Raw genomic sequence first — 12,805 nt, forward strand, 5'->3', positions numbered from 1 at the left:
CAACTAATTGATTTTTATAGATTTTATTTTTGCGCGAGGCTTGGCACGAAGGCTGCTCCTGATTACATGACTATCACCTGCCAAGGAGTTAAACCATGAGCAACCCCAACAAAGACGTGATCGACGTACTCAACGACCTGATCGAGTACAGCAAGGACGGCGAAAAGGGTTTCAAGACTTCGGCCGATGATGTGAAGAACCCGGAACTCAAGGCCTTCTTCGTGCAGCGCGCCGGCGAATGCTCCAGTGCCGCCGCCGAGCTGCAAAGCGAAGTGCGCCGCCTGGGCGGTGACCCGGAAACCTCCACCAGCATCAGCGGCGACATGCACCGCGGCTGGGTCAACCTCAAGTCGATGGTCACCGGCAAGGACGAAGAAGCGGTGCTCAACGAAGTGGAGCGCGGCGAGGACCACGCCCTCAAGGCCTACAAGGAAGCCCGCGAGAAGCTGGTCAAGCTGGGCCGCGCTGCCAGCGACCAGAGCTACGCACTGGTCGAGAAGCAACTGCAAGGCGTGCAACGCAACCACGACCAGGTCAAGGCGCTGCGCAACGCTGCCCGCGCCCGCTCCTAAGCGGCTGGCCCCTCTACTCGGTTGCGGCCTTTGGCCTTGGCCCGGTAGAGGGCTTCGTCCGCATCACCCAGCACCCGTGTCAGGTCGTGCTGGGTGCCGGGGATGAACACGCCGATGCCGATGCTGACCGTCACCGCACGGGCATCATCGGCAAACGGCGCCAAGCCTTCCACGCTGGCGCGAATGCGCTCTGCGAGCAACAGCGCACCCGGCAGCTCGGTCTCCGGCAAGATCACCTGAAACTCCTCCCCCCCGTAGCGCGCCGCCAGGTCGGCAGGCCGGCGCAGGCACTGTTCGATGGCCTTGGCCACCTCGCGCAGCGCATGGTCGCCACCGGCATGCCCATGGCGCTGGTTGAACGCCTTGAAATGATCCACATCCACCATCATCACCGCCAGCGGCTTGCGGTTGCGCTGGGCGCGTGCCCATTCCAGGCGCAGCACCTGGTCCAGCCGGCGGCGGTTGGCAAGGCCGGTGAGGCTGTCGGTGGCGGCCAGGGTCGCCAGGCTCTGTTCGGCTTCGTGACGGCGCTGTAGCTCGCGGCCCAGCAGCAAGGTCAGCCAGAGGATGCCCACGCACAGTACGCCGGTGGCCACGCTGACCAGTATCGCGGTGCGCCGCCACGACTCGAACACCTCGTCGGCCGAGTGCACCACCATCACGATCAGCGGCAGGTCGGCCACCCGGGCGAAGGTGAACATGCGCTGGTCCCCGGTGGTGCTCGAACGTGCCGTGAAGCTGCCGCTGCGCTCGCCGAGCATGCGCTTGAAGTTGGGCCGCTCACGGTAGTTGCTGCCGATCAGCGGGTCGTCTGGCCGGGTAGGTTGCCGGGCGAGCAGCTGGCCATTGGCGTTGAACAGGTTGATGCTGCTGTCGTCGCCGATATCCAGGCGCTGGAACAGTTCGTTGAAATAGGAAAGGCGCAAGGCGCCTGCGGCCAAGCCTGCGAACTCGCCGTTGGGGCCGGAAATGCGCCGGCTGAAGCTGATGCACCAGTCCAGGTCGCCCAGCCGCGCCTTGAACGGCGGGCCCACCAGCAAACCGAGGTTGGGGTCGTTCAGGTGCGCCTTGAACACGCCGGTGTCGGCGAAGTTGGCCTGGCGCGGCACGATGCTGGTGGAGTCGCCCACCACATTGCCGGCCTTGTCCAGCCACAGCACATCGCCGCGCTTCTTGTCGACGAAGGCTTCGTTGAACAGCAGGCGTTGGCGCAGCGCACTGGGGATCTCGGGCAGCTCCTTGCGGTTGACCGCCCAGATCAGGCCCTGCAGGGACTGATCGTAGAGTTCGGCATTGCGCAGGATGTCGCTTTCGATCAGTTGCACGATGTTGTTCGAGGCGCGGATGGCCGATTGCTCGACGCTGTCACGCTCGCGGGCCAGCAGGTAGCTGACGATGGCCACGATCGCGAGCACGGCAAGGCAACTGCCCAGGTTGAGGATCAGCTCGGGGTGCGACCTGTAGAGTGCGAGACGCGGTAATCGAGTGGGCATGCGCGCTACTGCTGAGGCAGGGCCATTTGCGGCGGCGACATTCTAGGGGTGCAGGGATTGTCGAACAAGATTTGTCCGACGGAATCGTGCGTGGGAGCGGGCGAACCCGCTCCCGCAAGGGTCAGAAGATGTTCACCGGATAATCGACGATCACCCGCAGTTCGTCGTTGTCGCTGTTGCTGTCGATCGACGCATAGCCCTGGCTGCCGCGGTGGGTGGCATAGCGCACCAATACCGACAAGTCCTTGAAGTCGCCTTCCTGGAACACGTATTTCACGTCCAGGTCGCGCTCCCAGTGCATGGCGTTCTTGCCATCGGCGCGGTAGTAGTCGTAGTGGCTGGTATCGCGGCTGGCCTTGGTCAGGTCCGCCTCGCCGCGCGAGTACGACACGGTGGTGCTCAGGCCTGGGATGCCGACGCCGGCGAAGTTGTAGCCGTACTGCAGCTTCCACGAACGCTCGTTCGGGGCGTTGAAGTCCGAGTACATGCGCGAGTTGTCCAGGTACACGCTGTCGCCCAGGTTGATGTAGTCGAACGGCGTGTTGCCGTTGACCCGCTGGTAGGCGGCGGTGACGCTGTGGTAACCGGCGTTGACCGTGAAGTGCAGGCTGTAGGTGTTGTTGTCGATCTTGCCCAGCAGCGCCTGGCCGGTGTCCTGGGTGTGGTAGAAGTGCACGCCCGGGTTCAGGCTGACCAGGTCGTTGACCACGTAGGTGTAGTCGAAGTCGGCGTAGTACTGGTTCCAGATGTCCTTCAGCTCAGCGGCGTAAAGGTTGGCGGTGATGTTCTCGGTGCCGCTCCAGGACGCGCCGGCCCAGTTCAGGTGCTTGCTCTTGTCGTGTTCGTCCAGCGCACCGTAGTAGGTGTCGATGCGGCGGTGGCCGCTCTGGTTGTACGGGTGGGTGAAGCTGACCTGGCCGCCTTCGAGCAGCAGCCCGTCGATGCTGGTATTGGTCAGGCTCACGCCGCGGAAGGTCTGCGGCAGCATGCGGGTTTCACCGCCGGCGATCACCGGGTTGGTGAGGAACAGGTCACCGGCCTTGAGCTCGGTGTCGAACGCCTTGAGCTTGACCGCAGCGCCGGCCGTGGAGAACGAGTGCGGGGCGGCGCCCAGTTCACCGTCGTCCTTGTAGTGCGACGGCAGGATGCTGGTGCCGGCATGGCCGCCACCGCCGTCGAGCTTCAGGCCCAGCATGGCATGGGCGTCGAGGCCGAAACCCACCACCCCAGGGGTGTAGCCGGACTCGAAACGGGCGACTGCGCCCTGGCCCCACTCGCGCTTGTCGCGCACGCCACTGTTGAGGTTGTTGCGGTTGAAGTAGGCATTACGCAAATGCAGGTTGAACGTCGAGCCTTCGATAAAGCCATCAGCCTTGTCTTCATCTGCCTGGGCGGCGAACGGCATCGTTGCAGTCAATGCAATGAACAACGGGGTAAAACGAAACGCGGAAGGCACCGGTACTAGCTCCTTTGGTCGGGCGGTGGGGCAGTTTTTATTTTTTGAATGTGCAACTTTCTTGTTAGAGACGTAACAACCGGGCTGATCGTTAAAGCACATAAAAAAAGCCGCTGATTGGCAGCGGCTTTAAAAGGCTAACATATCGGCACCGGTGGTGCCCATGGCGTAGCCGAGGGAAATCTGGAGCAGCGGCGAACAGCAATCAGCTGTCCGCGTTGGCATCGCTTTGAACTTTGGAAGCGGTCTGTTCCGAGGCTTTTACGGCGTCTGCCTGGTGGGCGACAGCTTCGCGGGCATCTTGGTGAACAGCGGCAAGCTCAGCATTACGGGCGACGAAGGCCGGCGACTCTTCAGCCATGGCCAGGGGCGACAACAACAGGGAAGACAGAACGAAAACGCTGGCAATACCCATACTGTTGGACATTTTGAAACTACCTTCTTGCGGTGCAAGTGCTAATGAGGACAGGGCTAAAGTTAGTCGTTTAATGGCCCTGGAAACAGCGTCCGTGGTGATAAGCACTGTTGCGCAAAAGGTAACGATCGTCTGGAAAAGCAATTAGACTTTCGCCCCAAACCCGCGTGTTTGAGCGCTTGGCAGGCGAATGCCAAAGGTGTTGGCGCCGGCTTCGCTCTGCACGAAAACATCGCCCCCATGCATCAGCGCAATGGCTTTGACGATGGCCAGGCCCAAGCCATGGTTGCCGCCGCCACTGTTGCTGCGCGCCGCATCCACCCGGTAGAAACGCTCGAACAGCAGCGGCAGGTGGGCATCGTCGATGGCCGGCCCCGGGTTGCTCACGGCGATGCTGGCCTGTTGCGCCCCGGCATCGATATGCACGCGGATCACCTGGTTGGGCGCGGTGTGTTGCACGGCATTGTTCAGCAGGTTGATCAGCGCCCGGCGCAGCTGGGCTTTTTCGATCGGCGCCTGGGCGTCGCCGCTGACCGACACGCTGACCTGGGCGTCTTCGAGGATGTAGTCCAGGTAGTCGAGGGTGGTGGCGACTTCCTCGGCCAGTGACACCTGGGTCAGGGCGGTGGCCTTGCTGCCCTGGTCGGCGCTGGCGAGGAACAGCATGTCGTTGATGATGCTGCGCAGCCGCTCGAGCTCTTCGAGGTTCGATTGCAGCACTTCGAAGTAATGCTCGGCGCTGCGCCCGCGGGTGAGCGCGACCTGGGTCTGGCCGATCAGGTTGGTCAGCGGCGAGCGCAATTCGTGGGCGACGTCGGCGTTGAACGCCTCCAGCCGCGAATAGGCCTGGCTGACCCGGTCGAGGGCGGCGTTGAAGGCGCCGGCGAACTGCGCCAGCTCCGGCGCCAGGTCGTGGGTTTGCAGGCGGCCGTCCAGGCGCGGCGGGGCCAGCGCCTGGGCTTCGTTGGACAACGCCAGCAGCGGGCGCAGGCCGATCCGGGCGACCCAGTACCCCAGCACCGAGGCCAGCAGCACACCCAGCACCGCCAGCCCGACGATGGCCACCAGCAAGCTGTGCTGCGCCTGCCAGAAGGTTTCCGTGTCGATGCCGATCAGAAAGCGCAGCGGCGGGCGCTCGGCCACGGCCGGCAGTTCGCTGACCAGCACCTTGTACGGGTAGGGGCGCTCGGGCAGGCGCAGGTCGCGCATGCCTTGCGGGCCTTCGGCGAATGCGCGCACCAGCTCGCTGGGGTGGCCGTATTCGAAGGCCGGGTTGCTGCTCACCACCCAGAAGCGGATGCGTTTGTCTTCCTCGCTGAGCAGGTTGAGCTTGTTGCTGATCTTGGCCCAGTGCTCGGGCGTGCCGAAGCGGTTGAGGGTGGATTCGAGCACGCTGTAGCGCGCATCGAGCTCGGCCGCCGGCAGCAGGTCGAGGCTGCGGTCGACCTGGCGATACAGCGCCGAGCCGATCAGCACGAACACGCCCAGCGCCACCAGGATGAACAACGCCGACAGGCGCAGGGCGATGGAGTTAACCGGCACGGTTTTCCAGGACATAGCCCATGCCTCGGATGGTGTGCAGCAGCTTGTTGTCGAATGGCCCGTCGAGCTTGGCGCGCAGGCGTTTGATGGCGACCTCGACGACATTCGCGTCGCTGTCGAAGTTGATGTCCCAGACCAGCTCGGCGATGGCGGTCTTGGACAGGATCTCGCCCTGGCGCCGGGCCAGCACGCTGAGCAGCGAGAACTCCTTGGCGGTCAGGTCCAGGCGGGTGCCGGCGCGGCTGGCCTTGCGCGCCATGAGGTCGATCCACAGGTCGCCAACCTGCACCTGCAGCGGCTCGTGGCTGCTGCTGCGGCGGGTCAGGGCCTGCAGGCGGGCAACCAGCTCGAGGAACGAGAACGGCTTGCCCAGGTAGTCGTCGGCACCTTCGCGCAGGCCATGGATGCGGTCTTCGACGCGCTCGCGGGCGGTGAGCATGATCACCGGCGTCTGCTTGCGCGCGCGCAGGGCGCGCAGCACGCCGTAGCCATCCAGGCCCGGCAGCATCACGTCGAGCACGATCACTGCGTAGTCGCCTTCAAGGGCCATGTGCAGCCCGTCGATGCCGTCGCGTGCAAGGTCGACGGTGAAGCCTTGCTCGCTCAGGCCGCGATGCAGGTAGTCGGCGGTTTTTTCTTCGTCTTCGATGATCAGCACACGCATGGTCTTGTCTCAGCTGGCACTTGGCGCGGCCGCAGCGGCCGCCTGGCGGCGATGGAACAGGCGCTCCAGGGCCAAGTATATGACCGGGGTGGTGAACAGCGTCAGCGCCTGGCTCACCAACAGGCCGCCGACCACGGCGATGCCCAGCGGCTGGCGCAGTTCGGCGCCGGTGCCGAAGCCGAACATCAGCGGCACCGCGCCGAGCAGCGCGGCCAGGGTGGTCATGATGATCGGGCGAAAGCGCACCAGGCACGCCTGGCGGATCGCCTGCTCGGGTGTCATGCCCTGGTGGCGCTGGGCTTCGAGGGCGAAGTCGATGAGCAGGATGCCGTTCTTCTTGACGATGCCGATCAGCAGCACCACGCCGATCAGGCCCATGATGCTGAAGTCCTGCCCGCTGGCCCAGAGCAGGATGATCGCGCCCAGGCCCGCCGAGGGCAGCGTCGAGATGATGGTCAGCGGGTGGACGAAGCTTTCGTACAGCACGCCGAGGATGATGTACACCGCCACCAGCGCGGCGAGGATCAGGTACGGCTGGCTCGACAGCGAGCTCTGGAAGGCCTGGGCGGCGCCCTGGAAGTTGCCGGCGATGGAGTCGGGCATGCCCAGTTCGCGCTGGGTGCGTTCGAGGATCTGCACCGCATCGCCCAGGGCCACGCCGGGCGCCAGGTTGAACGACAGGTTGGCGGCCGGGAACAGGCCGTCGTGGCTGATCGACAGCGGCCCGGTGCTGGGCGCTGCCACGTGGGCCAGGGCCGACAACGGCACCATCTCGTTGGTCAGCGGCGAGCGCAGGTAGAAGAAGTTGAGGCTTTCGGCCTTGCCGCGCTGGCGCGCATCGAGCTCGAGAATCACCTTGTACTGGTTGGTCTCGGTCTGGAATTCGCTGATCTGCCGCTGGCCGAAGGCGTCGTACAGCGCCTGGTCGACGTCGGTGGTGGTCAGGCCGAAGCGCGCTGCGGCCTGGCGGTCGATGTCGATGCGCGTGACGCTGGCGCCCAGTTGCAGGTCGTTGGACAGGTCGCGAAACGCCGGGTTTTCCTTCAGGCGCTCGGTCAGGCGCTGGGTCCACAGGTTCAGGGCCACGCCGTCGTTGCTCTTGAGCACGTACTGGTACTGGGTGCGCGATGGCCCGGAGCTGAGGTTGATGTCCTGGCCGGCGCGCAGGTACAGGACGATGCCGGGTACCTGGGCGAGTTTCGGGCGAATGCGGTCGATCCACTCGCTGGCCGACACGTCGCGCTCGCCGCGGGGCTTGAGCGAGATCCAGAAGCGGCCATTGGCGATGGTCTGGTTGCTGCCGGTGACCCCGACCGAGTGCGAATAGGCGCGCACGGCCGGGTCATCACCGATGATCTTCGCCACCGCCAGGTGTTTTTCGATCATCGAGGGGTAGGAAACGTCTGCCGCCGCCTCGGTGGTGCCGAGGATGAAGCCGGTGTCCTGCAGCGGGAAGAAGCCCTTGGGGATGCCGATATAGCCGGCCACCGCCAGCGCCAGGGTGATGCCGAACACACCGAGGGTCAGGCGCCGGTGGGCCAGGGCGCGGTCCAGGCCCTTTTCGTACCAGCCCAGCAGGCGCGCACCGAAACTGCCGCCGTGCTCGCTGGGCGGGCGGCGCATGAACAGGGCGGCGAGGGTCGGCGCCAGGGTCAGCGACACCACCACCGAGATCAGGATGGTGGCCGTCGCGGTCAGGGCGAACTCCTTGAACAGGCGCCCGACCACACCGCCCATGAACAGCAGCGGAATGAACGCGGCGATCAGCGAGAAGCTGATCGACACCACGGTGAAGCCGATCTCGCCGGCGCCCTTGAGCGCCGCCGTGCGGCTGTCGTCGCCGGCCTCCAGGTGACGGTGGATGTTCTCCACCACGACGATGGCGTCATCGACCACGAAGCCCACGGCGATGACGATGGCCACCAGGGTCAGGTTGTTGAGGCTGAAGCCCAGCACGTACATCAGCGCGCAGCTGGCGATCAGCGACACCCCGAGCACGCTGGAGACGATGAAGGTGGCCGACCACTGGCGCAGGAACAGCGCCATCACCCCGATCACCAGCGCCACGGCGATCATCAGCGTCAGTTCCACTTCATGCAGCGATGCGCGGATGGTCTGGGTGCGGTCCTGCAGCACCGACACCTCGACCGAGGCCGGCAGCATCTCCTGCAGCCGGGGCAGGGCGTCGAGCACCCGGTCCACGGTGTCGACGATGTTGGCCCCCGGCTGGCGGAAGATCACCAGGTTCAGCCCCGGCTGGTCGCCGGACCAGGCCTTGACGTAGGCGTTCTCGGCGCCGTTGATCACCTTGGCCACGTCGGCCAGGTGCACTGGCGCGCCATTGCGGTAGCTGACGATCAGCTTGGCGTAGTCCTCGGGGTGGAACAGCTGGTCGTTGGCGGCGATGGTCGACACGCTGTGCTCGCCATACAGCGCGCCCTTGGCCAGGTTCAGGCTGGTTTGCTGGATGGCCAGGCGCACGTCGGCCAGGGTCAGGCCGATGGCCGCGAGTTTCTCCGGCTGCGCCTGCACCCGGATCGCCGGGCGCAGCTGCCCGGTGATGTTGATCAGGCCGACCCCGTCGATCTGGCTGAGCTGGCGGGCCAGCAGGGTTTCGGCGTAGTCGCTGAGCTCGTTGCCGGGCATCTGCGCGGAGCTGACGGTGAGGATCAGCACCGGGCTGTCGGCCGGGTTGACCTTGCGCCAGGTCGGCGGGCTCGGCAGGTCCTGGGGCAGGCGCGCGGTGGCGGTGTTGATCGCCGCCTGCACTTCCTGGGCGGCGGTGTCGATGTTCTTGTCCAGGGTGAACTGCAGGATCAGCGTGGTCGAGCCCAGGGCGCTGCTGCTGGTCATCTGGGTCATGCCGGGGATGGCGCTGAACTGCACTTCCAGCGGCGTTGCCACCGACGAGGCCATGGTCTCGGGGCTGGCACCGGGCAACTGGGCGGTGACCTGGATGGTCGGGAAATCGGCCTCGGGCAGCGGCGCCACCGGCAGGCGGGGGAAGGCGATGGCACCCAGCAGCACCAGGGCGAAGGTCAGCAGCAGGGTGGCGATGGGGTGGTCGATGCACCAGGCCGAGACGCCATTGCGGGTGTTCATGGCTGGCTCCTGCGGTCGGCCATCTCGGCCGGTGCCGGGGCGTCTGGGGTGATCTCGACGCGGGCGCCGGGCTTGAGCCGCGACTGGCCGTCGAGCACCAGGCGGTCACCGGCCTTGACCCCGGCGACGATGTTCAGCGTGCTGTCCTGGTACAGCACCTTGACCGGCACGCTGGTGACCTTGTCGCCCTCCACGCGGTAGACGAAGTGGCCATCGATGCTGCGCTGCACCACCGGCGGCGGCACCACCAGGGCGTTTTCGTCGAGCGCCGTGCGCAGGCGCACGGTGACCAGCTGGCCCGGCCACAGGCGGCCGTCCTTGTTGTCGAACTCGGCCTTCACCCGCACCGTGCCGGTGTTGGCGGAAATCTGGTTGTCGATCAGTGCCAGGCGGCCTTCGCCCAGCAGGCTGCGCTCGCCGTCGGCGTCCATGTAGGCCTCGACATGCGCAGGTGTTGGCGCCTTGAGCAGGGTTTGCAAGGTCGGCAGCATTTGTTGCGGCAGGGAGAATTCCACGGCGATCGGGTCGATCTGGGTCACGCTGAACAGGCCCTGGGCATCGCTGGTGCGCACCAGGTTGCCGGGGTCGACGTTGCGGATGCCGACGCGGCCTGTAACTGGCGAGTGGATCTGCGTGTAGGAAAGCTGCACCTGGGCGTTGGCAATGGCCGCCTGGTTGCCCTTGACCGTGGCCTGCAGCTGGTTGACCAGCGCCTGTTGCTGGTCGAGGGTCTGCTTGGACACGCCGTCATCGGTGCTCAGCAGCTTGTAGCGCTTGAGGTCGACCCCGGCCACCTGGATCTGTGCCTGGCTCTGGCCGAGCTGGGCGCGGGCCTGGTCGAGCGAGGCGCTGATGCTGCGATCGTCGAGGGTGGCGAGCAGGTCGCCTTCCTTGACCCATTGGCCTTCCTTGACCAGCACCTGGGTCAGGATGCCCTCGACCTGCGGGCGCACCTCGACGCTGTGCAGCGACAGCACCGAGCCGATGGCACTGGCATAGCGCGGCACGTCCTGCTGGGCGACGCTGACCACGCGGACCGGGATGGCGGTTTGCGCGCGGCTGGCAGGCGCTTCGTGCCGTTGGCCGTACCAGATGCCCAATGCGGCCAGGGCGAGCAGTGCCGTGGTGGCCAGGAGGAGAGAGCGGGAAGGACGTCGCATCGGCGCGGGCACCTTGGCCAAGAGGGGGGGGGGATGGTTGTCTGTACTGAAGCTTATAGCCCCTGAACCGGGTCGGCAGCGTGACGGCTGGCTGACAGCGCTGACAGTTTCGCAGGGTGGGGTGTCAGCACCGGCCCTATCGCCGGCAAGCCGGCTCCCACAGGTACAGCGCAGTTCTCGACATCTGCGGCATTACCTGTGGGAGCCGGCTTGCCGGCGATAGGGCCGGTACTGACTACCTAGAACCCAATGAAGGCGTAGTACACCGGTGTTTCGCTGGTGGTCTGCAGGCCCAGCGCATGCAACTCCGCTGCCAAACCTCCATCGCTCACATGCAAGGTCCACGCTGCACCGTCGGCCACCGCCACCTGCTGCAACGCCGCCGCGAACGCCGCCATCTCTGGCAAATAAGCGGTAAATCCATTGCCCTTGAGCGCACTGCAGGTCATCCCCAACGCCTGGCACACCGCCACTTTGGCCGCGATATCGTCACGGTCGGCCTGGCGCGAGGCCTGCACCAGGGCGGCCAGCTGCGCGTCGACCGGCTGCGTGCCGTGGATCAGCTCAGGGCCTTGTTCCCAGGCTTCGGGCGGGCAGTCCTTGTTCTCGGGCCGCAGTGGAATGTGCGGGTTGATTTCCACCGGGTAGATACGGCAGACCAGCGGCCGGGTTTCATAGATGGTGCACAGGTCGTTGTCATCGAGGTTGCGGCAACGCCCGGGGTTGAACGCGGCGAAGGTCACCGCCACGCGCACCTCGCCCGCACCGCAAGGCACCGGGTGCGAACGGCGCAGCACATGCTCGCGCTGGTCGGCCGGCATGCCCGGGCCATCGGCCACGAACGCTTCGATCAACACCACCACCTGGCCGCCGGCGGCTGCCCACTGGCGCGACTCGGCCAGGGTCAGCGGCACGTGGTGGCCGGTGCAGCACTTGCCGCAGCCGGTACAGGCAAAACGCAGGTTTTCGTTCACTTGGCGTCAGGGTTCCATTCGCTGACGAAGGCGCGTTGCTGGCGGCGGTCGTACAGGCACAGCTCGGTGCCGGTGCGCTGCTGCATGTGCTTCTGTGGGTAGACGCCTTCGACCAGCAGGGCACTGAAGCCGACCTGGTCATCGAATTCGGCCGGCTTGCCACGAGCGTGGGCATCCTTGAACTGGCTGGCGGCCAGGCAGGCTTTGAGCATCTGCTGGCGCTGCTCGTTCCAGGCCTGGCTGGTGGAGGCCTGGGCAATGCCGCTGAACAGTGCGCAAGCGATCAGGAGGGAGCTGTAGGACTTCATGACGCGGTTCCGACGAATGATCCGAGGGGCGCGAATTATGCCCGAGTCATCCCCGGCCGTGGGCCGAGGAGTTTGTCGCTGAATATAACAACACGGTTGTTCAGCGCTCGGCAAACACCACGGTGCGCGCGGCGACCACCAGGCAGTCGGTGAGCTCGGGCGAGGAGAACTTGGTGAGGATGGCATTGGCCCCGGCCAGGCGGGCCTTCTCGCCGCTCATCACGCTGTCCAGCGAGGTGTGCAGGAGGATGTACAGGTGCTGGAAGTCCGGCGTCTCGCGCAGGGTGCGGGTGAAGGCGTAGCCATCCATTTCCGACATTTCGATGTCGGAGACGATGATGTTGATCTCCTGCGCGGTGCCTTGCAGCTCCAGCAGCACGTTGATCGCATCCTTGGCACTGCGCGCGGTGTGGCACTCGATGCCGAGGTTGCGCAGGGTGTGCACCGACTGCTGCAGGGCCACCTGGCTGTCGTCCACCACCAGGATATTGGCGGCAGCCAGCAGGCTGGCGTCTTCCTCGCCGAGTTCGCCAGGGTGCGCCACGGGCTGGGGCGGGGCGATGGCGTGGATGACTTTCTCGATGTCCAGCACCTGCACCAGGTTGTCGTCCACCCGGGTCACACCGGTGATGTACGAGCGGTTGCCCGAGCCAAAGGGCGGCGGTTTGATGTCGGTGCTCAGGCAGTGGACGATGCGGCTCACCGCCTGCACGTGCAGGCCTTGGCGCGAGCGGCTGATCTCGGTGACGATCAGGCAGCCGCCGTCGGGGTCGGCCAGCGGGCGTTCGCCGATGGCGCGTGACAGGTCGATCACCGACAGCGAGTTGCCGCGCAGGGTGGCCACGCCTTTCACATGCGGGTGCGATTCGGGCAGCTTGGTCAATGGCGGGCAGGGGATGATCTCGCTGACCTTGAGCAGGTTGATTGCCATCAGCTTGCCGCTGCGCAGGGTGAACAGCAGCAGCGACAGCGAGTCCGCGCGAGCGTTTTGCGTGGCCATGGGGACCTTCGTGGTGGGAAACAGGGGATAACGGGTTATCGGCCTGTTTGCCTGGGGCTTTAGCGTGGTCGAGCCGTTGAGGGCCCTATCGCCGGCAAGCCGGCTCCCACAGGTACCGA

General features: G+C 65.5%; 11 protein-coding genes. 1 reads left to right on the plus strand and 10 read right to left on the minus strand.

Features of this window, described 5'->3' with window-relative positions; all coding sequences use genetic code 11:
- The first annotated feature begins 95 nt into the window (after nucleotides 1-95).
- On the plus strand, nucleotides 96-572 hold the full coding sequence (locus tag ACIPG5_RS11530; RefSeq protein ID WP_176516871.1) for a PA2169 family four-helix-bundle protein: 477 nt from the start codon (nucleotides 96-98) through the stop codon (nucleotides 570-572).
- On the opposite strand, the gene ACIPG5_RS11535 is transcribed toward ACIPG5_RS11530, so the two are convergent.
- The 10 genes from ACIPG5_RS11535 to ACIPG5_RS11580 form a co-directional block, all read right to left on the minus strand.
- Nucleotides 569-2,065, minus strand: coding sequence for a sensor domain-containing diguanylate cyclase (locus ACIPG5_RS11535; RefSeq protein WP_401375053.1), 1,497 nt, complete (start codon nucleotides 2,063-2,065; stop codon nucleotides 569-571). The two genes, ACIPG5_RS11530 and ACIPG5_RS11535, sit on opposite strands and share 4 nt — an antisense overlap.
- Before the next feature lie 121 nt (nucleotides 2,066-2,186).
- On the minus strand, nucleotides 2,187-3,521 hold the full coding sequence (locus tag ACIPG5_RS11540) for an OprD family porin (protein ID WP_286913718.1): 1,335 nt from the start codon (nucleotides 3,519-3,521) through the stop codon (nucleotides 2,187-2,189).
- 205 nt (nucleotides 3,522-3,726) lie between these two features.
- Entirely contained in the window at nucleotides 3,727-3,948 is a 222-nt protein-coding gene (locus tag ACIPG5_RS11545) for a hypothetical protein (protein ID WP_176516902.1), read from the minus strand.
- Nucleotides 3,949-4,080: 132 nt separating this feature from the next.
- Nucleotides 4,081-5,493: a heavy metal sensor histidine kinase gene (locus ACIPG5_RS11550; RefSeq protein ID WP_401375057.1), complete on the minus strand. Its 1,413-nt coding sequence runs from the start codon at nucleotides 5,491-5,493 to the stop codon at nucleotides 4,081-4,083.
- Complete coding sequence (locus ACIPG5_RS11555) at nucleotides 5,468-6,142, minus strand: heavy metal response regulator transcription factor (RefSeq protein WP_176516880.1); 675 nt, start codon at nucleotides 6,140-6,142, stop codon at nucleotides 5,468-5,470. Before ACIPG5_RS11555 ends, ACIPG5_RS11550 begins: the two co-directional genes overlap by 26 nt.
- Before the next feature lie 9 nt (nucleotides 6,143-6,151).
- On the minus strand, nucleotides 6,152-9,244 hold the full coding sequence (locus tag ACIPG5_RS11560) for a multidrug efflux RND transporter permease subunit (protein ID WP_401375059.1): 3,093 nt from the start codon (nucleotides 9,242-9,244) through the stop codon (nucleotides 6,152-6,154).
- Nucleotides 9,241-10,404: an efflux RND transporter periplasmic adaptor subunit gene (locus ACIPG5_RS11565; RefSeq protein WP_401375061.1), complete on the minus strand. Its 1,164-nt coding sequence runs from the start codon at nucleotides 10,402-10,404 to the stop codon at nucleotides 9,241-9,243. The genes ACIPG5_RS11560 and ACIPG5_RS11565 overlap by 4 nt, the downstream gene beginning before the upstream one ends.
- Nucleotides 10,405-10,643: 239 nt before the next feature.
- Nucleotides 10,644-11,378, minus strand: coding sequence for a YkgJ family cysteine cluster protein (locus ACIPG5_RS11570; protein WP_401375063.1), 735 nt, complete (start codon nucleotides 11,376-11,378; stop codon nucleotides 10,644-10,646).
- Complete coding sequence (locus ACIPG5_RS11575; protein ID WP_176516888.1) at nucleotides 11,375-11,686, minus strand: hypothetical protein; 312 nt, start codon at nucleotides 11,684-11,686, stop codon at nucleotides 11,375-11,377. The genes ACIPG5_RS11570 and ACIPG5_RS11575 overlap by 4 nt, the downstream gene beginning before the upstream one ends.
- A 100-nt stretch (nucleotides 11,687-11,786) precedes the next feature.
- Nucleotides 11,787-12,686, minus strand: a complete 900-nt coding sequence (locus tag ACIPG5_RS11580; RefSeq protein WP_176516890.1) for a chemotaxis protein — start codon at nucleotides 12,684-12,686, stop codon at nucleotides 11,787-11,789.
- Nucleotides 12,687-12,805: the final 119 nt, after the last annotated feature.

Source organism: Pseudomonas sp. NPDC087029 (assembly GCF_044745345.1).
GTDB classification, from domain to species: domain Bacteria; phylum Pseudomonadota; class Gammaproteobacteria; order Pseudomonadales; family Pseudomonadaceae; genus Aquipseudomonas; species Aquipseudomonas faucium.